Origin of the sequence: Paracoccus sp. (in: a-proteobacteria) (assembly GCF_035556475.1) — a bacterium.
In the GTDB taxonomy this organism is placed as follows: Bacteria; Pseudomonadota; Alphaproteobacteria; order Rhodobacterales; family Rhodobacteraceae; genus Paracoccus.
This window is the reverse complement of sequence record NZ_DATMFA010000074.1, coordinates 90,578-110,725: the sequence shown is the minus strand read 5'-3', so window position 1 is coordinate 110,725 and position 20,148 is coordinate 90,578. Positions and strand designations below refer to the sequence as shown.

At 66.2% G+C, this 20,148-nt stretch carries 19 protein-coding genes; 8 read left to right on the top strand and 11 right to left on the bottom strand.

Features of this window, described 5'->3' with window-relative positions:
• The coding region (locus VNQ78_RS09805; RefSeq protein WP_325689143.1) for a thiamine pyrophosphate-binding protein at nucleotides 1–276 on the bottom strand (276 nt) is incomplete at its 3' end.
• Between the two features lie 174 nt (nucleotides 277–450).
• Nucleotides 451–1,284, bottom strand: a complete 834-nt coding sequence (locus tag VNQ78_RS09800; RefSeq protein WP_325689141.1) for an arginyltransferase — start codon at nucleotides 1,282–1,284, stop codon at nucleotides 451–453.
• A gap of 232 nt (nucleotides 1,285–1,516) precedes the next feature.
• Here VNQ78_RS09800 and VNQ78_RS09795 point away from each other — a divergent pair, with 232 nt between their 5' ends.
• Nucleotides 1,517–4,330, top strand: coding sequence for a glutamine-synthetase adenylyltransferase (locus VNQ78_RS09795; RefSeq protein ID WP_325689139.1), 2,814 nt, complete (start codon nucleotides 1,517–1,519; stop codon nucleotides 4,328–4,330).
• Nucleotides 4,331–4,350: 20 nt separating this feature from the next.
• On the opposite strand, the gene VNQ78_RS09790 is transcribed toward VNQ78_RS09795, so the two are convergent.
• Together VNQ78_RS09790 and carA are read right to left on the bottom strand one after the other, a co-directional pair.
• Nucleotides 4,351–6,420, bottom strand: a complete 2,070-nt coding sequence (locus VNQ78_RS09790; protein ID WP_325689137.1) for a glycosyltransferase family 2 protein — start codon at nucleotides 6,418–6,420, stop codon at nucleotides 4,351–4,353.
• 73 nt (nucleotides 6,421–6,493) lie between these two features.
• Nucleotides 6,494–7,642, bottom strand: a complete 1,149-nt coding sequence (gene carA, locus VNQ78_RS09785; RefSeq protein WP_325689135.1) for a glutamine-hydrolyzing carbamoyl-phosphate synthase small subunit — start codon at nucleotides 7,640–7,642, stop codon at nucleotides 6,494–6,496.
• A gap of 164 nt (nucleotides 7,643–7,806) precedes the next feature.
• Here carA and VNQ78_RS09780 point away from each other — a divergent pair, with 164 nt between their 5' ends.
• A complete protein-coding gene (locus tag VNQ78_RS09780; protein WP_325689132.1) occupies nucleotides 7,807–8,271 on the top strand; it encodes a GatB/YqeY domain-containing protein in 465 nt (154 codons plus the stop codon).
• A 20-nt stretch (nucleotides 8,272–8,291) separates the two neighbouring features.
• Here the strand turns inward: VNQ78_RS09780 and VNQ78_RS09775 are convergent, their stop codons facing one another.
• From VNQ78_RS09775 to VNQ78_RS09765, 3 genes are read right to left on the bottom strand one after another with little or no spacing between them, the layout of a single operon-like run.
• The gene (locus VNQ78_RS09775) at nucleotides 8,292–9,434 is read right to left on the bottom strand and encodes an alpha-D-ribose 1-methylphosphonate 5-triphosphate diphosphatase (protein WP_325689130.1); all 1,143 of its coding nucleotides are present in this window, start codon (nucleotides 9,432–9,434) and stop codon (nucleotides 8,292–8,294) included.
• A gap of 47 nt (nucleotides 9,435–9,481) precedes the next feature.
• Complete coding sequence (locus VNQ78_RS09770) at nucleotides 9,482–10,174, bottom strand: NAD-dependent deacylase (protein ID WP_325689128.1); 693 nt, start codon at nucleotides 10,172–10,174, stop codon at nucleotides 9,482–9,484.
• A gap of 7 nt (nucleotides 10,175–10,181) precedes the next feature.
• On the bottom strand, nucleotides 10,182–10,487 hold the full coding sequence (locus VNQ78_RS09765; protein WP_325689126.1) for a hypothetical protein: 306 nt from the start codon (nucleotides 10,485–10,487) through the stop codon (nucleotides 10,182–10,184).
• 389 nt (nucleotides 10,488–10,876) lie between these two features.
• Between VNQ78_RS09765 and VNQ78_RS09760 the strand changes: the two genes are divergently transcribed.
• A complete protein-coding gene (locus VNQ78_RS09760; RefSeq protein ID WP_325689124.1) occupies nucleotides 10,877–11,785 on the top strand; it encodes a DMT family transporter in 909 nt (302 codons plus the stop codon).
• A gap of 52 nt (nucleotides 11,786–11,837) precedes the next feature.
• On the top strand, nucleotides 11,838–13,637 hold the full coding sequence (lepA, locus tag VNQ78_RS09755; protein WP_325689122.1) for a translation elongation factor 4: 1,800 nt from the start codon (nucleotides 11,838–11,840) through the stop codon (nucleotides 13,635–13,637).
• A gap of 441 nt (nucleotides 13,638–14,078) precedes the next feature.
• Here lepA and VNQ78_RS09750 read toward each other — a convergent pair whose 3' ends face one another.
• Together VNQ78_RS09750 and VNQ78_RS09745 are read right to left on the bottom strand one after the other, a co-directional pair.
• On the bottom strand, nucleotides 14,079–14,288 hold the full coding sequence (locus tag VNQ78_RS09750; protein ID WP_325689120.1) for a hypothetical protein: 210 nt from the start codon (nucleotides 14,286–14,288) through the stop codon (nucleotides 14,079–14,081).
• Nucleotides 14,289–14,442: 154 nt separating this feature from the next.
• On the bottom strand, nucleotides 14,443–14,589 hold the full coding sequence (locus VNQ78_RS09745) for an entericidin A/B family lipoprotein (protein ID WP_325689118.1): 147 nt from the start codon (nucleotides 14,587–14,589) through the stop codon (nucleotides 14,443–14,445).
• A gap of 105 nt (nucleotides 14,590–14,694) precedes the next feature.
• On the opposite strand from VNQ78_RS09745, the gene VNQ78_RS09740 reads away from it, so the two are divergent.
• Nucleotides 14,695–14,994, top strand: a complete 300-nt coding sequence (locus tag VNQ78_RS09740; protein ID WP_325689116.1) for a hypothetical protein — start codon at nucleotides 14,695–14,697, stop codon at nucleotides 14,992–14,994.
• 4 nt (nucleotides 14,995–14,998) lie between these two features.
• Here VNQ78_RS09740 and VNQ78_RS09735 read toward each other — a convergent pair whose 3' ends face one another.
• Complete coding sequence (locus VNQ78_RS09735; RefSeq protein ID WP_325689114.1) at nucleotides 14,999–15,769, bottom strand: alpha/beta fold hydrolase; 771 nt, start codon at nucleotides 15,767–15,769, stop codon at nucleotides 14,999–15,001.
• Nucleotides 15,770–15,839: 70 nt separating this feature from the next.
• Between VNQ78_RS09735 and VNQ78_RS09730 the strand changes: the two genes are divergently transcribed.
• Nucleotides 15,840–16,223, top strand: a complete 384-nt coding sequence (locus VNQ78_RS09730; RefSeq protein WP_325689112.1) for a hypothetical protein — start codon at nucleotides 15,840–15,842, stop codon at nucleotides 16,221–16,223.
• Nucleotides 16,224–16,241: 18 nt separating this feature from the next.
• Here VNQ78_RS09730 and glyA read toward each other — a convergent pair whose 3' ends face one another.
• Nucleotides 16,242–17,525 carry a serine hydroxymethyltransferase gene (glyA, locus tag VNQ78_RS09725; RefSeq protein ID WP_325689110.1) on the bottom strand — a complete coding sequence of 428 codons (1,284 nt, stop codon included), beginning with the start codon at nucleotides 17,523–17,525 and terminating at the stop codon, nucleotides 16,242–16,244.
• A gap of 141 nt (nucleotides 17,526–17,666) precedes the next feature.
• On the opposite strand from glyA, the gene VNQ78_RS09720 reads away from it, so the two are divergent.
• Both VNQ78_RS09720 and VNQ78_RS09715 read left to right on the top strand, forming a co-directional pair.
• The gene (locus VNQ78_RS09720) at nucleotides 17,667–18,416 is read left to right on the top strand and encodes an NAD kinase (RefSeq protein ID WP_325689108.1); all 750 of its coding nucleotides are present in this window, start codon (nucleotides 17,667–17,669) and stop codon (nucleotides 18,414–18,416) included.
• Nucleotides 18,417–18,448: 32 nt separating this feature from the next.
• The gene (locus tag VNQ78_RS09715) at nucleotides 18,449–20,044 is read left to right on the top strand and encodes a peptide chain release factor 3 (RefSeq protein ID WP_325689106.1); all 1,596 of its coding nucleotides are present in this window, start codon (nucleotides 18,449–18,451) and stop codon (nucleotides 20,042–20,044) included.
• Nucleotides 20,045–20,148: the final 104 nt, after the last annotated feature.

The window sequence follows — 20,148 nt, the reverse complement described above, 5'->3', positions numbered from 1 at the left end:
CATCAGCGCGTCCTGCAGCGGCGTGACGGCATTGGTCGCGCCGGGGCCGGAAGTGACCAGAACGACGCCGGGCTTGCCGGTCGATCGCGCATAGCCCTCGGCCATGTGGACCGCGCCCTGCTCATGCCGGACGAGGACATGCTTGATGTCGTTTTGCTGGAAAATCTCGTCGTAAATGGGAAGTACCGCGCCGCCCGGATAGCCGAATACGGTGTCGACGCCCTGATCGCGCAGAGCTTCGATAACCATTCTTGCACCCGTCATGCTTCGGGACATACCCATTCTCCTTGGTTGACCTCTGACGCCTCGCCCTGTCTTGGGACTCCTCCGGCGCCGCGCCGCCGGAAACTATGGGCCTAGCCCGGCAGGGTCAATGCCGATTATCCAATAAAGTGACCATGATTTGCCAATTATTGTAATTTTATTTCAATTTTTGGAATTTTAGAGAAATTATCGGGGTCGGTGGGGCAGGGTGATCCGAGCGACCTGCTCGACGATCGGATCCACCGAAAGCGGGTGGATGTCGGAATTATGCTGCTGGGGATCGCCGATCGACTGCCAGACCCCGCCCTTGTAGATCTCGAGCGCCGAGAACTTGGCCTTGTATTCCATCTTGCGGCTGCCGGGCACCCAGTAACCGAGATAGATGAAGGGCAGCCGCGCGCCGCGCGCCAGTTCGACATGATCGAGGATGATATAGGTGCCGAGGCTCGCCGCCTCGAAGCGCGGGTCGTAGAAGCTGTAGACGAGGCTCAGCCCGTCATCCAGAACATCGGTCAGACAGACCGCGACCAGCCGGTCATCCTGCGAGGGCGAGGCGCCCGGCTCGGTCAGGCGATATTCGACGACCCGCGTGCGCACGGGCGTTTCCTCGATCATCGCGGCGAATTCGAAGATGTCCATGTCGGCCATGCCGCCATCGGCGTGGCGCATGTCCAGATAGCGGCGGAACAGCTCGAACTGCTCCTCGGTCGCCCATGCGCTGGTTGCGAGGCGCCTTATGCCCTCGTTCCGGCGCTGCACCCGGCGTTGCGAGCGCGAGGGCTGGAAGTCGGCCACGCGGATGCGCGCGGACATGCAGGCCACGCAGCTTTCGCAGCTAGGTCGGTAAAGGACGTTCTGCGACCGCCGGAAACCCTGACGCGACAGGGCATTGTTCAACTCGTTGGCCGAATCTCCGGCCAGCGCGGTGAACAGCTTGCGCTCGGCCCGGCCATGCAGATAGGGGCAGGGCTGGGGGGCGGTGACGTAGAACTGCGGCGCGTGGGGGACGGTATGCCGCATCAATCGCGCCCCGCCTCAGCCGGGCCGACGCTGCCATGAGGATGGAACTGTCGGAGCCTGATCAAAGATGCGCGCATCGGCAATGGGCGACCAATCGGATTTACTCTGAATTGCGGTGGAGCAAAGCCTAGCAACAGTTGCCGCCAAGGCCAAGCACGGAAACCGTGCCGCAGGGTCGCAATCTCGCGCCTGTCACGATTGACCTTGCCGAACCGCCGGATAGGTTTTGCAAATGACATTCGCCGCACGCATCACCCGCCTTCCGATTCCAGCCGACATGGCGAGGGGGGAGGCCGCCCTGCAAAGGCTGGGCCCGATTTCCCCCAAGGTCGACGACCTGATCCGCGGGACGGCGGGTTGCAGCCCCTATCTCGCCGGTCTGATCGAGCGCGAGGCGGACTGGCTTGCCGCCACGCTTTCGGATCCCGCGGCGCCGGACCGCGACCTTGTCGCGCATGAGACCGCCGGGTGGGAGACGCTCTCGCCCGAGGCGCTGGGTCCGGCCCTGCGCGGGGCCAAGCGGCGCGTCGCATTATGGACCGCATTGGCTGATCTGGGCGGTGTCTGGCCGCTGGAGCGCGTGACCGGAACCCTGACCGACCTTGCCGACCGGGCGACCGACCTCGCCCTGCGCGCCCATGTCGCGCAGGAGGTTGCGCGCGGCAAGCTGCCCGCGACTGCTAGCGATGCCGGCGGGATCACCGCGCTCGCCATGGGCAAGATGGGCGCGGGAGAGCTGAACTATTCCTCGGATATCGACCTGATCGTGCTTTACGACGATGCAGCCTATGCGCCCGACGACCAGTTCGAGGCGCGCGCCGCGCTGATCCGCGCGACCCGGAAGGCGGCGGCGACCATTTCGGACAATACCGATCAAGGCTATGTCTTTCGCACCGACCTGCGGCTGCGTCCCGATGCGGCGGTAACGCCGGTCTGCATCTCGGTCTCGACGGCGCTTGCCTATTACGAGGCCGAGGGCCGGACATGGGAGCGCGGCGCCTATATCAAGGCGCGGCCCTGCGGCGGCAATCTGGAGGTCGGAGAGCGGTTCCTGCGTGAGTTGCGGCCCTTCGTCTGGCGCCGGCATCTGGATTTCGCGACGATCCAGGACACCGACGACATGCGCCGCCGGATTCGTGATCACAAAGGGCTGCATGGCCGGATCGGGGTGCCCGGGCATAACATGAAGCTGGGGCAGGGCGGCATTCGCGAGATCGAGTTCTTCACCCAGACCCGCCAGCTGATCGCCGGCGGGCGCGACCCTGACCTGCGCGTGCGCGGCACGGTCGAGGGTCTGGCCCGTCTGGCCGAAAAGGGCTGGATCCCCCCCGAGGTCGCCGCCGAGCTGACCGAGCATTACCGCGAGCATCGCGAGATCGAGCACCGCATCCAGATGGTGAACGACGCGCAGACCCATCTGGTCCCGGCTTCGGCCGAAGGGATCGCGAATATCGCGCTGATGATGGGCGAGGCCGATCCCGCTATCTGGTCCGCCCGCCTTGAAGGTCGCCTTGAGCGGGTCGAGGCGCTGACCGCAAGCTTCTTCACCCCGGCCGAAAAGCGCGAGATGCCGCAGCTTTCCCCGCAGGCGCTGGCGATGATCGAGCGCTGGCGGGCCTATCCCGCGCTGCGATCCCAGCGCGCGCGCCAGATCTTTGCCCGGATCGAACCCGAATTGCTGGCCCGGTTGAGCGTCGCCGCCCATGCCGAGGAGGCGCTTTCCCGCTTCGACGCCTTCCTTGCGGGGTTACCGGCAGGGGTGCAGCTTTTCTCGCTCTTCGAGGCCAACCCGCAGCTGATCGACCTGATCGTCGATATCTGCGGCACCGCGCCCGGCCTTGCCGCCTATCTGGCGCGCCATGCCGAGGTTCTGGACGGGGTGCTGGCCGGCAGCTTCTTCGCCGCATGGCCGGGGGTCAATGAGCTGCGCGCGCAGCTTGACGAATCGATCGCGCAGACTCTCGCCGCCCCGGATGGCAGCTATGAGGGGGCGCTGGATGACGCGCGCCGCTGGGCGCATGAATGGCAGTTTCGCACCGGCGTCCATCACCTGCGCGCCCTGATCGGGGCCGAGGAGGCGGGCGGGCAATATGCCGACATCGCCGACGCCGCCGTCGCCGCGCTTTTCCCTGTCGTCACGGCCGAGTTCGCGCGCCGCCACGGTCCGCCTCCGGGCCGGGGTGCAGTCGTTCTGGGCATGGGGTCGCTGGGGGCGAGGCAACTCAACGCCGCCTCGGATCTGGACCTGATCGTCATTTATGACGCCGACGGAGTGGAAAGCTCCGAGGGGCCGAAGCCTCTGGCGCCTCGGGCCTATTACGCACGGCTGACGCAGGCGATGATCACGGCGCTTTCGGCGCCGACCTCCGCCGGCAGGCTTTATGAGGTCGACATGCGCCTGCGGCCCTCGGGGCGGCAGGGGCCGGTCGCGACCTCGGTGCAGTCCTTCCGGGCCTATCAGATGGAGGAGGCCTGGACCTGGGAGCATCTCGCCCTGACCCGGGCGCGGGTGATCGGCCATTGCGGAACCGAGGGCGGAATGCTGGCCGAGGAGGTCGAGGCGCTGCGGGTCGAGGTGCTGAAAGCCCGCGGCGGCGATCCGCGCGTCATGCCCGACCTTGCCGAAATGCGCGCTCGCATCTTTGCCGCCAAGGCCCCCGATGGCGCATGGGAGGCGAAGATCGGCCGCGGCAGGTTGCAGGATATCGAATTGCTGGCCCAGTCCTTTGCGCTGAGAGCGGGGGCGCCGGGTCGTGCGCCAGCCGCGCAGATCCGCGCGGGCATCCGCGCCGGGCTGATCCCGAAGGGCGAGGGCGAGACGCTGGCTTCGGCGCGCAGGTTCCTCTGGAGCCTGCAATGCTCCGGGCGGCTGCTGACCGAAAGGCCGCTCGACATGGAGAATATCGGCAAGGGCGGGCAAGCCTTCCTGCTGCGGGAAACCGGAGTCCAGTCCCTTGACGAGCTTTCCGCGCGCCTCGCCGCCACGATCGCGGCGGCGCGGGACATCATCGACGCGGCGCTGGCCGACCAGCCCGCGCCGGCCTGAAGGCTGCGCCTCAAGGCGGGCTAACCGACCTCGCCCACCAGCGGCAGGATCCGCGCCGGCCGCGCGACAGGCGTGCCGGTCATGCGCTCCGCCGCCTCGCCACGGATGGGCAGCAAGGCCGTGGTTGGGGCGGGTTCCCCGACCTCCTCGCTCGCGGGATCGAAAAACCCGTGCTGGGTCTTGTCCCAATAGAAGGGGCGGCACACGATCTCGTAGACCGCCTTCCAGCCGGCGAGGCATCCCAGAGGAAAATAGAGATGCATGGTCGGCACCCATGCCAGCAGATGGCGATGGGCCGTGCCCCTGACCGCCCAGGCGGCGACCGCCATGTTGAGGAGCTCGGAGACCACGAAAAGCCCGATCAGCGCCGGCAGCGCATAGCCACCCAGCCGCCCATCGAGCAGGTCGCGCATGGGATGGGGCAGGCCGAGGCTCAGCAACCAGAAGCTCCAGAGCACCGGGGCCAGCAGATATTGCGAGACCGAGGCCGCAAGCTGGACCTGCAGGGCGAGGAAGCGGCGCGGCCCGAGGTCGTTCCAGAGCGCGCGGGGATCGCGCATGTGCACGCCCCAGGTCATCGCAAAGCCCTTGAGCCAGCGCGAGCGTTGCTTGACCCAGGGCAGAAGGCGGCAATTCGCTTCCTCATGCGTGACGGTGTCGAGCATCTCGGTCCGGTAGCCGCGCCGCACCAGCCGGAGGCCCAGATCGGCATCCTCGGTCACGTTCCAGGCATCCCAGCCCCCGACCTTTTCGAGGATGTCGCGGCGGAAGAACAGCGTGGTCCCGCCCAGCGGCACGACCAGATTCAGCGCCGCCGCACCGGCAAGGGTGCCGCGGAACCATGCGGCATATTCGATGGTGAAGGCGCGGGCGAGCCAATTGCTGCGCGGATTGTAGTAATCGAGCACGCCCTGAAGGCAGGCGACCTCGGGCGCGGCAAAGTGAAAGCCCCGCGCGACCTTGTGGAGCTGGTCAGGCTCGGGCCGGTCCTCGGCGTCCCAGACCCCGATGATCGAGCCGCGGCAGAAGCTCAGCGCATAGTTCAGGGCGCGGGGCTTGGTGCGGACCGGGCCGTCAGGCACCTTCACGACGCGCATCCAGCGCGGCAGTTCGGCATCCTCGAGCGCGGCGAGGGTCAGCCGGTCGCTTTCCTCGACCACGATCAGGATGTCCATGAGTTCGCGCGGATAGTCGAGCCGCCCGAGCCGCCCGACCAGCCGGTCGGCAATGTCGGCCTCGGCGAAAAGCGGCACCATGACCGAGATCACGGGCAGTGGCCCCGCCATCTCGCGCCGGGCGAGGCGGCCGGAGGCGACCGCCCGTTCCAGCACGCGGTCGCCGGATCGTTGGCGCAGGATCGCCGCGAAGGAGATCAGCTTCAGGATCATCGAGGCGAAAAGCGTCAGGACCGCCCAGCCGGTCAGCAAAGCGATCACCGGGATGGGTGCCAGCATGAGGCCCATCGCGGCGAGGCAGGCAAGCGCGATGGCGATGCGCCCGACCCTGACCTCGTTCCGGGTGCGGCAGCTTTCGCCGGCGGGGACGCGGGTTTCCGCCTCGCGGATGAGGGCGGTGCGGCGCGTGCCGAGGATCGCCTCCCGCGCCGCGTTTTCCGAGCAAAGCAGCATCCTGACCGTGCCGAACCCGGCCGGGAAGCGCGGGCGCAAAGCGTTAAACAGGTCAGGGCGCGCAGTTGCGACATAGGTGACGCCGCCGACGCGCCGCCAGGGCACGATCCCCTCGGCAAGGCAAAGCGCCGGGCCGAGCGCGTCGATCAGGCGCGGGTCGGGGGCAAGTTTCGCGAGGTCGATGACGGAACTGCGCCATTGCCGGGAGAGGGCGCGGGTCAGCGCCTCCTCGGTCACCCAGCCCTGAGCCAGCAGGATTTCACCAAGGCGGGCGTCCTGGCGCTTACGCATCGCGACAGCGCGCAGCAGGTCGCGCGATTCGACTGCACCATCCTCAAGCAGGATCTGGCCCAGAGGCCGCAGGTCGCGATCCTCGATCACCCGCGCTTTCGGCGGCGCGGATGCCGCGCCACCCTTCGGATGGTCCCGTCGGAAGATGCTGAGCACTGGGCTGCCGGTCATGCGCGAATCCCTTCCTTTGGCCCTCTCTCGCATGAGAGAAGTTAAGGAGAGATTAACCGGCGCCCCTTGCGGATCAGGCGCGGCGCGCGCGCATCGCCTCGGTGAAGCGGTCGAACAGATAGGCGCTGTCCTGCGGGCCGGGGCTGGCCTCGGGGTGATATTGCACCGAGAAGACCGGGCGGTCGGTCATGCGCAGGCCGCAATTCGAGCCGTCGAACAGGCTGACATGGGTTTCGATCACGCCCTCGGGCAGGGTCTGCGCATCGACCGCGAAACCGTGGTTCATCGAGGTGATCTCGACCTTGCCGGTCTCCTTGTCGCGCACGGGATGGTTCGCGCCGTGATGGCCGTGGCCCATCTTCACCGTCTTGGCGCCAAGCGCCAGCGCCAGCATCTGGTGGCCAAGGCAGATGCCAAAGATCGGCAGATCCTTTTCCAGCAGGGTCTGGATCATCGGCACGGCATAGGCACCGGTCGCGGCCGGGTCGCCCGGGCCGTTCGAGAGGAACACGCCTTCGGGATCATGCGCCAGCACCTCGTCGGCGGTGGCGGTGGCGGGCAGGACGATCACTTCGGCACCGCTGCTGGCAAGCGAGCGAAGGATGTTGCGCTTGGCGCCGTAATCCAGCGCGACGACGCGGAAGGGCTTCTGCTCCTCGGACCTGCCGAACTCGCCCGGCCAGGCCCAGAGGCCCTCGTCCCAGCGATAGCTTTGCCGGCAGCTCACCACCTTGGCGAGGTCGAGGCCGACGAGACCCTTCCAGTCGCGCGCCCTGGCGACCATCTGGGCGATGTCAAAATTGCCTTCCGGGTCGTGGCGCAGCACGACATGGGGCGAGCCCTGCTGGCGGATGGCGCGGGTCAGGCGGCGGGTGTCGATGCCGCCGACGCCGATGCGGCCACGGCGCTCCATCCAGCCGACCAGATCGCTGGTGGCGCGCCAGTTCGACGGCTCGGTCGGATCCCATTTCACCACGATGCCCGAGGCGACCGGATCGGGCGCCTCGTCATCCTGCTCGGTCACGCCGGTATTGCCGACATGCGGGAAGGTGAAGGTGACGATCTGGCTTGCATAGGAGGGATCAGTCATGATCTCCTGATAGCCGGTCATGGCCGTGTTGAAGACCAGTTCGGCAACAACTTCGCCGGTCGCGCCGAAGCCCTGTCCGTAGAATACGGTGCCGTCTGCAAGCGCAAGACATGCGGTCGGTTTCTGGGCCATCGTCATCTCTCCGGGTAAATCGGCGGGAACCTATGGGCAGCGCCTGTTGCCGTCAAGGCTGGAAACGGTCCCGCGACCTCGTGGAACCGTGACGCATGGCCACGGGTTGACGCCGGATGCGAAGCTTAGGACAAGCGCCGACAAACCACCAGAGCGAGGATCACATGGGATTGCGCGAACGTATCAGCGCCGACACCAAGGAGGCGATGAAGGCCAAGGAGACGGCCCGCCTTTCGACGCTGCGGCTGATCTCGGCCGCGATCAAGGACCGCGAAATCGCCTTGCGCGGAGAGTTGGGCGACGAGTCCGGCCTTGGCGATGCGGAGCTGACCGCAATCCTGTCGAAGATGGTCAAGCAGCGCCAGGAATCCGCGAAAGCCTATGAGGAAGGTGGCCGGCTTGAGCTTGCCGAGCGCGAGCAGGACGAAATCAAGGTGATCCAGGCCTATCTGCCGCGTCAACTGTCGGCGGAGGAGACGCAGGCCGCCATCGACAAGGCGATCAGCGATCTTGGCGCCACCTCGATCCGCGACATGGGCGCGGTGATGGCCGAATTGCGCAGCCGCCACGCGGGCCAGATGGATTTCGCCGCGGCGGGTCCGCAGGTCAAGACCCGGCTTATGGGCTGACCGGGAAGGGGCGGAGGGGACTATACCCGCCTGCCGCCCACCCAGGTCTCGCCAATCACCGGATTGCCGCCGATCAGGCGGAAGCGCATCAGGTCCGCGCGGAGGCCGGGGGCGAGGATGCCGCGATCGAAAAGCCCGGCGGCCCTCGCCGGGTTTGCCGTGACCGTCGCGATTGCACGCGGCAGGTCGTCCCAGATTTCCGCGAGGATCATCGCCCCGCCGATCAGGCCCGAGGGCACATAGTCCGAGGAGAGGATGTCGAGAAGCCCCGCCCGCGCCAGCTCGGCGGCCGAGACATTGCCGGAATGCGATCCGCCCCGGATCAGGTTCGGCGCACCCATCATCACCATGATGCCGTGTTCGTGGCAGGCCCGCGCGGCCTCGGGCGTGGTCGGAAATTCGGCCAGACGCACGCCATGCCCGGCAGAACGGGCGACATGTTCGGCGGTGGTGTCGTCATGGCTGGCCAGCACCGCGCCCAGACGATGCGCGACCTCGACCGCCGCCGCCTCATGCGCGTCGCCATAGCGGTCGCGTAGCGCCTTCATCCGGGCGACATGCTCGGCGAATTCGGCATCCGACAGCTTGTAGCGGCCCTGCACATATTGCGCGAGCTTCGAGAGGTCGCGGAACTGGCGCTGGCCCGGCGTGTGGTCCATCAGGCTGATGATGCCGACGCGGTCGCCGGGGCCGAACTCGTCAAGCTCGGCGATCAGGGTTTCCGAGCAGACCTCGGCGCGCAGATGCAGCAGGTGGCTGATGCGCAAAGCGCCATTCCGGCGCAGGTCGATCAGCTCATGCGCGAGTTCGCGGGCATATTTCTCGTAGTCCTGATCCGGGCCGTCGCTCACGACCGAGCCGACGCGCATGGCGTCGAACACGGTGGTGATGCCGCATCCCGCCAGTTCCGCATCATGGGCGATGATCGCCGCGGCATGGGGCCAGTCGACGCCGGGGCGCGGGCGCATGTGGCGTTCGAGATTGTCGGTATGAAGCTCGACCATGCCGGGCGCGAGGAAGTCGCCGCCCATGTCGAGGGCGCCTGCGGGCACCGCCTCGCCCGGCAGGATCTCGGCGATCCTGCCCTCGTCGATCACGATTGCGCCGGTGACCACCTGATCGGGCAGGATCAACCGGGCATTGGCGAGGATGGTCTGGGTCATTGCGGCCTCCTTGGGAGGCAAAGAGGTGGCCCAGACGGCCGGATTGGTCAAGCGCCCTCGGGCGGGCAAAGCTCGGCGACCCATGCCGGCACGACAACGGTTGCCGGTCCGGTCCGGTGCTGGTCGAAATCGCGGCTGACGGCCGATGCCTCGAGGTTCAGCTCGACCGTCAGGGCGCCGGCGCGATGGGCCTGCTGCGCCAGTCCGGCGGCGGGATAGACCTGCCCCGAGGTTCCGATGGCGGCGAAGATCTCGGCCTCCTCGACCGCCGCCCAGATCTGCTCCATGTGATAGGGGATCTCGCCGAACCAGACGATGTCGGGCCGCATCGCGGGCTTGCCGCAGCCGGGGCAGGGGTCGATCGAGCGCATCACCAGTGTCGCCGGAAAGCGCCGGCCGCAGGCGGCGCAAAGCGCGCCGAGCAGGCTGCCATGCATGTGGATCACCTCGGGCGAGCCGCCGCGCTCGTGCAGGTCATCGACATTCTGGGTGATCAGCGTGACGTCGTGATGCTTCGCCAGCCGCGCAAGCGCGCGATGGGCGGCATTGGGCTGGGCGCGCGCGGCATCGGCGCGGCGCATGTTGTAGAAGCGATGGACCAGCACCGGGTCACGGCGGAACCCCTCGGGCGTCGCCACGTCCTCGATCCGGTGTTCCTCCCACAGGCCGTCGGTGGCGCGAAAGGTCCTGATGCCGCTTTCGGCCGAGATTCCGGCTCCGGTCAGGACGGTGATGCGCATGACGGGCTCAGTTGGCGCAATAGGCCTCGGCCGTGGCGGCGAAGTTCTTGTAGCGGTTCCAGAAGGCGTTGTCCGCGTCGGTTTTCGACATGCGCACGGCCTGGGCTTCCTCGGCATCCTTGAAGAAGCGGGCGGCGCGGCGCTGGTCAGAGCGCGACAGCGTCATGTCGGCGACCTGCTGGATGCAGCCGCAAAGCGCGCCGCTGCGGGCCTTGCGCTCGGATCGGATGCAGGCGGAATCGATGGGGCCGGCAACGGCAAGCGGTGTCGTCAATACGACCGCGGCCGCGGCGATGATCAGGCGGTTCAGCATTACTGTCTCCTCGGCTTCAGCCATGCGGCGGGGCTGGACACCCTCACGAGGCCGCGTGTTATGGCCGCCAAGGTAGCAGAATCCGCACCCCCGCTCAATCACGCGGGCGAGAGACCATAGCTGGCAGCGCCGCGCGCGCACCGCGCAAGATGTGCCTTTTCCCGCGCATCCGACCGGCATTTGCTGGGCGAATCACCCCGAGGGCGGTTTCCTGCCGAGGGTCGCCGGAATGGCCCCCGGCATGGCCCGCGACCCACCTTTCGTGGCATAAAGGCGATGCAGGCGGCCCGCTTCCATACCAAAGCGCGCGCCGGCTGCTTTCCATCTGGACCGGCCGTCACTTGCAGCATATGGCGAGGGCTGAACTCCCGATATAGAGGTCCGGTCCGATGGGCGGCGAGAATTTTCGTGCGGCGATGCTGATGCTTGTCTCGATGGTGCTTTTCGCCGCCGAAGACATGTTCATCAAGCTGCTGACCGTCGAACTGCCCTTTGCCGAGGTTCTGGCCATGGTCGGCCTTCTGGGCTGGCTGTCCTTCTGGCTGATGCTCAAGCTGCAGGGCGGGCATTTCTGGACGCGCGAGTTGCTGCGCCCTTCGGTCGTGGTGCGCAACCTGGCCGAGATCGTCGGCTCGATCGGGATCGTCGTGGCGCTGGCCCTGACCGATCTTTCCTCGACCGCAGCGATCATGCAGGCGCTGCCGCTGGCGATCGTGCTGGGCGCGGCGCTGTTTCTGGGCGAGCCGGTCGGCTGGCGGCGCTGGACGGCGATTGGCGCGGGGTTCGTGGGCGTGCTGCTGGTGCTGCGTCCGGGCCTTTCGGATTTTCAGCCCGCCTCGCTGATGGCGCTGATCGCGGTGATCGGGCTGGCCGCGCGGGATCTGGTCACGCGGCGCATCCCGTCCCATGTCCATTCGCTGCAACTGGCGGCCTCGGCCTTCCTCGCAATCCTGATCGGCTCGATCGCCATGGGGGTCGTGCTGGGTCAGGAATTCGTCGTCCCGACCCCTCGCCACGCCTTGCTTTTCCTTGCCTGCATGACGGTCGGCGTCGCGGGCTACGCCCTTCTCGTCATCGCGACCCGTCTGGGCGAGGCGGCGGCGCTGGCCCCCTTCCGCTATGCCCGGCTGGTCTTTGCCCTGACTCTGGCCGTGATCGTCTTCGGCGAACGTCCCGATGCGATCACCCTGACGGGCGCCGCGATCATCGTCGGTTCGGGCTCTTATGCCATGTGGCGCGAGGCGCTGCAGCGCCGCCGCGCGCTGCGTGCCGCTGGATGCGCGCCACTTCGCGGCTAGGACCGTCGCGATCCCCCTTTCCGCAAACGCAATTCCCCAGTATAGCCCGGCCATGACCGACCTTGACCTCATCCGCAATTTTTCGATCGTGGCCCATATCGACCACGGCAAATCCACCTTGGCCGATCGGCTGATCCAGATGACGGGCACGGTCGCCGAACGCGACATGAAGGCCCAGCTTCTGGACAGCATGGATATCGAGCGCGAGCGTGGCATCACCATCAAGGCCAACACCGTGCGCATCGAATATCCTGCCAAGGACGGGCGCACCTATGTGTTGAACCTGATCGACACGCCCGGCCATGTCGATTTCGCCTATGAGGTCAGCCGCTCGATGCGCGCGGTCGAGGGGTCGCTGCTGGTCGTCGACGCCTCCCAGGGGGTCGAGGCGCAGACGCTGGCGAACGTCTATCAGGCGATCGACGCCGGGCATGAGATCGTGCCGGTGCTGAACAAGATCGACCTGCCCGCGGCCGAGCCCGAGCGGGTCAAGGAAAACATCGAGGACGTGATCGGCATCGACGCCCATGACGCGGTCGAGATCTCGGCCAAGACCGGCCTCGGCATCCCCGATGTGCTGGAAGCCATTGTCACCCGCCTGCCTGCCCCCAAGGGCGACCGCAATGCGCCCTTGAAGGCGATGCTGGTCGATTCATGGTATGACGCCTATCTGGGCGTCGTCGTCATGATCCGCGTCATGGATGGCGTGGTCCGCAAGGGCGACCGCATCCGCATGATGCAGACCGGCGCGATCTATGGCATCGACAAGCTGGCGGTGCTGAAGCCCGCCATGATCGACATCGCGGAACTGGGACCGGGCGAGATCGGCGTGCTGACCGCCTCGATCAAGCAGGTGCGCGACACCCGCGTCGGCGACACCATCACGCATGAGAAGAAGGGCACCGACACGCCCCTGCCGGGCTTCAAGCCGGCGCAACCGGTGGTGTTCTGCGGCCTCTTCCCGGTCGATGCCAATGATTTCGAGGCGCTGCGCGACGCGATCGAGAAGCTGGCGCTGAACGACGCCTCCTTCAGCTACGAGATGGAGACCTCGGCCGCCCTTGGCTTCGGCTTCCGCTGCGGCTTCCTTGGTCTTCTGCATCTCGAGGTGGTCCGCGACCGGCTGGAGCGTGAATACGACCTCGACCTGATCACCACGGCGCCCTCGGTCGTGTTCAAGTTGCACATGAAGGACGGAGAGGTGCGCGACCTGCACAACCCCGCCGACATGCCCGATCTGACCTACGTGGACCATATCGAGGAGCCGCGCATCAAGGCCACGATCATGGTGCCGGACGAATATCTGGGCGACGTGCTGAAGCTCTGCCAGGACCGGCGCGGCATCCAGATGGACCTGACCTATGCCGGGAACCGGGCGATGGTGGTCTATGACCTGCCGCTGGCCGAGGTGGTCTTCGACTTCTACGACCGCCTGAAATCCGTGACCAAGGGCTATGCCAGCTTCGACTACCAGATCAGCGAATATCGCGAGGATTTCCTGGTCAAGATGTCGATCCTGGTGAATGACGAGCCGGTCGATGCGCTCTCGATCATGGTCCATCGTGACCGTGCCGAAAGCCGCGGCCGGGTCATGGTCGAGAAGCTGAAGGAGCTGATCCCGCGCCACATGTTCAAGATCCCGATCCAAGCCGCCATCGGCAGCCGCGTCATCGCACGCGAGACGCTGTCCGCCATGCGCAAGGACGTGACCGCGAAATGCTATGGCGGCGACGCGACCCGGAAAAAGAAGCTGCTGGAGAAGCAGAAGGCCGGCAAAAAGAAGATGCGCCAGTTCGGCAAGGTCGAGATCCCGCAGACGGCGTTCATCCAGGCGTTGAAGATGGATGGGTGAGGGGTAGGGCTGTCGCGCAAGGATTTGGGTGGGGTCCAGTCCCACCATTTCCTGCGCCGGCCTGTCCCAAACGACATGTTCGCGGTGCCGGGGAACTTTGTTAACCAAGGTTAACGAATTTCCTTATCTCAGGTTAACCATGCGAATTTTAGCTGCTGCTCTTTCGCTGGCCGTCTTTTCGCTGGCCAGCACCGCCGACGCACATGGCGGCGGTTGCCGCAAGTCATCGCCGCCGGGCAAATGCTGCCACATGGACAACAGCGCAGGCTCCGTCCACTGCCATTGAGGCGGGGGGCTCGGCCTTCCTCTGTCACGCTATTTTCCGGCTCGCTACGCTTGGATGTCCGGCGTCTTGCCGTCGGGCCGGTCAGGATAGGCGAAGCCCGACAGGGGCGGTGCGGAAAGCTCCGCCGCCCCATTCCCGTGTATCGGTGGAAAGCCTCAGTAAGGCTGCGGCGTTACCACCGGTGCGGCATAGGGATCGGTCGGGGTCGCTGTCGGCGCATAGCCCATCTGGGTCTGGCTGGTGGCTGCCTGATCGGTCAGCATGGCGCCGGCCGTCTGCATGTCGCGTCCCGCTCCCTGCACCGTCTCGCACGCGCCGAGGGCCATGAACCCGAGAAGCGGGGCGAGGCGCAGATACTGTCCCATGTTCTTATCCTTCCGTGACTGCTCGTTTTTCCGGGAAATCTAAAGCAATTCCGGCCGCCATGCCGCTCACGGAAGCGCGAGTCGGCGCTTTCTGGCGAAAATCGGCGGAAACTCTCTCATCTGCGGGCAGTGTCACCTGCGCCCGCGAGGGTGATTACATGCCGCTTGTCTGGACTTTCTGGCTTTCGCGGGTCACGGCCTGCCCGGCGGCCTGCATGTCCCGTCCGGCGCCCTGCACCGTCTCGCATGCGGCGAGGGCGATCAGGGCAAGAACAGGGGTCAGCTTCATCAGTCGGCGCATGGCAGGGCTCCCGCAGGCATGTTTTTATCAACGAACTGGCGGATTAGAGACAGGTTCCCGCGCTGTTAGCAAGCCGTTAACCGATGCCGGGGCAGGATCCTGAGGATGAGATCCGCCTTGATCCTTCCGCTGCTTCTCTGGGCCTGCGCGTCGCCCGCGCCGGGGTATTTCAGTGTCGCGCGGCAGGACATTCGTGTCGGGGACATGGATTTCGCCGTCTTCGTCAAGGAGAACGAGGCTGAGGTGATCCGCCTTGGCTATGCCTCGCGCAAGACCCGCGACCGCCTGCCCGCGATGATGGTCGAAGCGGCGGAGCGGGCGAGCGGCTGCGGCGCGATTCCCTTCAGCCTCAGAACCCGCATCCCCGGCGATACGGGCGAGGCGCGGATCGGGCTGGATTGCTGAGAGATCAGCCGAGGAAATCCGCCACGGCCTCGGCCGTCTCGGCAGGGCGATCCGCGTGCAGCCAGTGGCCGGCCCCCGCGAAGAAGCGAACCTGTGCCTGGGGGAAATACCTGCGGATCGCCTCGACCGCCGCCGGGCTGCAATAGTCGGATTCCGCGCCGGCGAGGAACAGGGCCGGGCCGTCGAAACCGCCGGGGCGCGCGTCCTTGGGCCAGCCGACCAGCAGCGGCATCTGGTCGCGCAGCGCGGGCAGGTTGAATTTCCAGCGCGGCGGATCGGATTTCAGGTCGAGCGATTGCAGCAGGAAGGCGCGCACCCCCGGTTCGGCCACATGTTCGGCCAGAAGGCGATCCGCGGCCGAGCGCAGCTTGAGCCCGTCAAGATCGACGGCTTCCATCGCGTCGATCAGCCCGGTCTGGCTGTGGGAATAGGCATAGGGGGCGATGTCCAGCACCACCAGCTTGCGCACCAGCGCGGGCTGGGTCAGCGCCAGCATCATCGCGGACTTGCCGCCCATCGAATGACCGACGACATCGGCGCGTCCGCCCTCGGCCCCGATCACCTCTGCGAGGTCGCCGGCAAGGGCGGCATAGCTGTGGTCGGGATCGTGGAAACTGTCGCCATGATTGCGCATGTCGACCGAAACGACGCGCCGCGTCTCGGCCAGACGCCGCGCCAATCCGCCAAGGTTCTTGCCCGATCCGAACAGCCCATGTGCCAGAAGCACGGGCGGCTGCGACGAATCCTCTCCGGTCACGGTCACGTTAAGCATCATGCGGCGGAGCCTAGCGAAGCTGGCGAAAAGGTGCCAGAGGGGTTAGCCTGGTTCGGCGAGGGACAAGACAATGGATATCGGAAACATCCGGCCAATGGCGGACGAGGTCGCAAGCCTGATGGCCATGCGTTTTGGCGGCCTGCGGCGCGGGCATCATGCCGATCTGGAACATATGCTGAAGCGGCGGGGCAGGGCGCTGCCGCGACGGCTGCGACGCGAGGCGCGGCGTCTGGCCGAAGCGGACCGCGTGGCCTGTCAGCCGCGGCTGGCAAGGCAACTCGACCTTGCCGCAATCGACCATGCCCATAAGGCGCTGACGGGCTATCTGCGCCCGCTCGGGCAGGGCGCGCGGCTGCGGGGCGGAATGCTCGGCAGTGCGGCGAGCCTGCTTATGGGGCTGTTGATCCTTGCTGCGATCGCGCTGTGGATCATGAAGGAACGCGGGCTCGTCTGAGCCCGCGCCCGTAGGTTCTTACATCCCGTTATAAAGCGGGAAGCGTGCGCAAAGCGCCTCGACCTCGGCCTTGACCTTGGCCTCGACCTCGGCATTGCCTTCCTCGCCATTGGCGGCGAGGCCGTCGACGACCTCGACGATCCAGCGGGCGATCTGGCGGAACTCCTCCTCGCCGAAGCCGCGCGTGGTGCCTGCCGGCGCGCCAAGGCGGATGCCCGAGGTCACGAAGGGCTTCTCGGGGTCGAAGGGCACGCCGTTCTTGTTGCAGGTGATATGCGCGCGACCCAGCGCCGCCTCGGTCGCCTTGCCGGTCACGCCTTTCGGGCGCAGGTCGGCGAGGCAGAGGTGGTTGTCGGTCCCGCCCGAGACGATGTCGATGCCGCCCTTCATCAGTTCGTCGGCCATGGCCTGTGCGTTCTTGACGACTTGCGCGGCGTAATCCTTGAAGTCGGGGCGCAGCGCCTCGCCGAAGGCGACGGCCTTGGCGGCGATCACATGCATCAGCGGGCCGCCCTGCAGGCCGGGGAACACCGCCGAGTTGATCTTCTTCGCGATATCGGCGTCGTTGGTCAGCACCATCCCGCCACGCGGACCGCGCAGGGATTTGTGGGTGGTGGTGGTCACGACATGGGCATGGGGCAGCGGCGAGGGGTGTTGGCCGCCAGCGACGAGGCCCGCGATATGGGCCATGTCGACCATCAGATAGGCCCCGACCTCATCCGCGATCTTGCGGAATTCGGCCCAGTCCCAGACGCGGCTGTAAGCGGTGCCGCCCGCGACGATCAGCTTGGGCTTATGCTCCAGCGCCGAGGCGCGGATCGCTTCCATGTCCAGAAGCTGGTCCTGTTTCCTGACGCCATAGCTGACGACATTGAACCATTTCCCGGACATGTTGACCGGCGAGCCATGCGTCAGGTGCCCGCCCGAGTTCAGGTCGAGGCCCATGAACGTGTCGCCCGGTTGCAGCAGCGCCAGAAACACCGCCTGGTTCATCTGGCTGCCCGAGTTCGGCTGGACGTTCGCGAAGCCGCAATCGAACAGCTTCTTCGCCCGCTCGATCGCCAGATCCTCGACGATGTCGACATATTGGCAGCCGCCGTAATAGCGCTTGCCCGGATAACCTTCGGCATATTTGTTGGTCAGGACCGAGCCCTGCGCCTCCAGCACCGCCTTGGAGACGATGTTCTCGGATGCGATCAGCTCGATCTCGTCACGCTGGCGACCCAGCTCCTTGCGGATCGCGCCAAAGATTTCGGGATCGCGGCTGTCCAGCGTCTCGGTGAAGAATCCGGTGTCGGTCATCTGGTCCTCATATGAAGCGGCTTGCGGGCCTCATAGACCCATTTGGCGCGGCCCGCTAGGACGGATGCGACGGGCGTACGGTAGAACCTGCCGCATGACAGGGACTTGCGCCGCGCGGAACTGACGCCATGATACGCGCCCATGAAGATGCATTTCATTTCAAGCGGTACCGAAACCGCCGTGACGGCGGCCGAAACGCTCTCGGAACTCTATGGGCAAGCGCCGCTGCGCGAGGCCGAGGTGATCGTGGCCTTGGGCGGCGACGGCCTGATGCTGAACGTGATGCACCAGAATCGCGGTCTGCCGGTCTATGGCATGAATCGGGGCACGGTCGGCTTCCTGATGAACACCTATTCCGAGGCGGACTTGCCCGAGCGGATCGCCGAGTCCGAGGAAACCGTCACCAACCCGCTTGCGATGACCGCGGGGACGACCGACGGGCACGAGCATTGCGCCTTGGCCATCAACGAGGTCAGCCTGCTGCGCGCCGGCCCGCAGGCGGCGCGCCTCAGGATCTCGGTCAATGGCCGCGTGCGGATGGAGGAGCTGGTCTGCGACGGCGCGCTGCTTTCGACGCCGGCCGGGTCCACCGCCTATAATTATTCGGCCAATGGCCCGATCCTGCCGCTTGGCTCGGACGTGCTGGCACTGACGGCGATCGCCGCCTTCCGGCCGCGGCGCTGGCGCGGGGCGATCCTGCCCAATTCCGCCACCCTACGCTTCGACGTGCTGGAGCCGGACAAGCGCCCGGTCATGGCCGATGCGGATTCGCGTGGCGTCGACTCGGTCCTCTGGGTCGAGATCCGCTCTGAAACCTCGATCAGCCACCGGCTGCTCTTCGATCCCGGCCACGGGCTGGAGGAGCGGCTGATGCGTGAACAATTCGTTTGAGGCCGCCGCCCCGGCAGGGTAAAGGGCCGGGCATGAGCAACCGTCCCGAACTTCCGCCCGAAATCGCCCGCCGCCGGACCTTTGCGATCATTTCGCATCCCGACGCCGGCAAGACCACGCTGACCGAAAAGTTCCTGCTGTTCGGCGGCGCGATCCAGATGGCCGGTCAGGTCCGCGCCAAGGGCGAGGCGCGGCGCACGCGTTCGGACTTCATGAAGATGGAGCAGGACCGCGGCATTTCGGTCTCGGCCTCGGCGATGAGCTTCGAGTTCGGCGAATACCGCTTCAACCTCGTCGACACGCCCGGCCACAGCGACTTCTCCGAGGACACCTATCGCACGCTGACCGCCGTGGATGCGGCGATCATGGTCATCGACGGCGCCAAGGGCGTCGAGAGCCAGACCCGCAAGCTCTTCGAGGTCTGCCGGCTGCGCGACCTGCCGATCCTGACCTTCTGCAACAAGATGGACCGCGAATCCCGCGACACGTTCGAGATCATCGACGAGATTCAGGAGAACCTCGCGATCGACGTGGCGCCCGTCTCGTGGCCCATCGGCATGGGCCGCGATTTCATCGGCGCCTATGATCTCCTGAACGACCGGCTGGAAATCATGGACCGCGCCGACCGCAACAAGGTCGCGGAATCGATCCAGATCTCGGGTCTCGACGATCCGAGGCTGGCCGATCACGTTCCCGCCGACCTGCTCGCCAAGCTGCGCGAGGAGGTCGAGATGGCGCGCGAGTTGCTGCCCGCCTTCGACCGCAAGAGCTTCCGCGAGGGGCACATGACGCCGATCTGGTTCGGCTCGGCCATCAACAGCTTCGGCGTCAAGGAGCTGATGACCGGCATTGGCGAATTCGGCCCCGAGCCGCAGCCGCAACACGCCGCCGAACGCGAGATCGAGCCGGAGGAGAAGGCGGTCACCGGCTTCGTCTTCAAGGTTCAGGCCAACATGGACCCCAAGCACCGCGACCGCGTCGCCTTCGTCCGCCTCGCCTCGGGCCATTTCGAGCGCGGAATGAAGCTGCTGCATGTCCGCTCGAAAAAACCAATGGCGGTCACGAACCCGGTCCTCTTCCTCGCCGCCGACCGCGAACTGGCCGAGGAGGCATGGGCGGGCGACATCATCGGTATCCCGAACCACGGCCAGCTTCGCATCGGCGACGCCCTGACCGAGGGCGAGACGCTGCGCTTTACCGGCATCCCGAGCTTTGCGCCCGAACTTCTCCAGACCGTGCGCGCGGGCGATCCGATGAAGGCCAAGCATTTGGAAAAGGCCCTGATGCAATTCGCCGAGGAAGGTGCTGCCAAGGTCTTCAAGCCGATGATCGGCTCGGGCTTCATCGTCGGCGTGGTCGGCGCACTGCAATTCGAGGTGCTGGCCAGCCGGATCGAGATTGAATACGGCCTGCCCGTGCGCTTCGAATCCTCGCAATTCACCAGCGCACGCTGGGTGGCGGGGCCGAAGGACAAGGTCGAGGCTTTCGCCAATGCGAACAAGGGCCACATGGCGCAGGACCATGACGGCGATCTCGTCTACCTGACCCGCCTGCAATGGGACATCGACCGCGTGCAGCGCGACCATCCCGACCTGAAGCTGACGGCGACGAAGGAAATGATGGTCTGAGGCTGGAGCGATCCGTTTGCGCAGATGCCTGTTCCTTCGAAAGGAACGCGCATGTTCAAGCTTTGCAAATCGACCTCCGAGAATATCTCCCGCTTCATGGGTAT

What these genes read in the sequence shown, in the direction of transcription:
- VNQ78_RS09800 (WP_325689141.1), bottom strand. Translation starts at nt 1,284, where the DNA reads ATGCGGCATACCGTCCCCCACGCGCCGCAGTTCTACGTCACCGCCCCC.
- VNQ78_RS09795 (WP_325689139.1), top strand. Translation starts at nt 1,517, where the DNA reads ATGACATTCGCCGCACGCATCACCCGCCTTCCGATTCCAGCCGACATG.
- VNQ78_RS09790 (WP_325689137.1), bottom strand. Translation starts at nt 6,420, where the DNA reads ATGACCGGCAGCCCAGTGCTCAGCATCTTCCGACGGGACCATCCGAAG.
- carA (WP_325689135.1), bottom strand. Translation starts at nt 7,642, where the DNA reads ATGGCCCAGAAACCGACCGCATGTCTTGCGCTTGCAGACGGCACCGTA.
- VNQ78_RS09780 (WP_325689132.1), top strand. Translation starts at nt 7,807, where the DNA reads ATGGGATTGCGCGAACGTATCAGCGCCGACACCAAGGAGGCGATGAAG.
- VNQ78_RS09775 (WP_325689130.1), bottom strand. Translation starts at nt 9,434, where the DNA reads ATGACCCAGACCATCCTCGCCAATGCCCGGTTGATCCTGCCCGATCAG.
- VNQ78_RS09770 (WP_325689128.1), bottom strand. Translation starts at nt 10,174, where the DNA reads ATGCGCATCACCGTCCTGACCGGAGCCGGAATCTCGGCCGAAAGCGGC.
- VNQ78_RS09765 (WP_325689126.1), bottom strand. Translation starts at nt 10,487, where the DNA reads ATGCTGAACCGCCTGATCATCGCCGCGGCCGCGGTCGTATTGACGACA.
- VNQ78_RS09760 (WP_325689124.1), top strand. Translation starts at nt 10,877, where the DNA reads ATGGGCGGCGAGAATTTTCGTGCGGCGATGCTGATGCTTGTCTCGATG.
- lepA (WP_325689122.1), top strand. Translation starts at nt 11,838, where the DNA reads ATGACCGACCTTGACCTCATCCGCAATTTTTCGATCGTGGCCCATATC.
- VNQ78_RS09750 (WP_325689120.1), bottom strand. Translation starts at nt 14,288, where the DNA reads ATGGGACAGTATCTGCGCCTCGCCCCGCTTCTCGGGTTCATGGCCCTC.
- VNQ78_RS09745 (WP_325689118.1), bottom strand. Translation starts at nt 14,589, where the DNA reads ATGCGCCGACTGATGAAGCTGACCCCTGTTCTTGCCCTGATCGCCCTC.
- VNQ78_RS09740 (WP_325689116.1), top strand. Translation starts at nt 14,695, where the DNA reads ATGAGATCCGCCTTGATCCTTCCGCTGCTTCTCTGGGCCTGCGCGTCG.
- VNQ78_RS09735 (WP_325689114.1), bottom strand. Translation starts at nt 15,769, where the DNA reads ATGATGCTTAACGTGACCGTGACCGGAGAGGATTCGTCGCAGCCGCCC.
- VNQ78_RS09730 (WP_325689112.1), top strand. Translation starts at nt 15,840, where the DNA reads ATGGATATCGGAAACATCCGGCCAATGGCGGACGAGGTCGCAAGCCTG.
- glyA (WP_325689110.1), bottom strand. Translation starts at nt 17,525, where the DNA reads ATGACCGACACCGGATTCTTCACCGAGACGCTGGACAGCCGCGATCCC.
- VNQ78_RS09720 (WP_325689108.1), top strand. Translation starts at nt 17,667, where the DNA reads ATGAAGATGCATTTCATTTCAAGCGGTACCGAAACCGCCGTGACGGCG.
- VNQ78_RS09715 (WP_325689106.1), top strand. Translation starts at nt 18,449, where the DNA reads ATGAGCAACCGTCCCGAACTTCCGCCCGAAATCGCCCGCCGCCGGACC.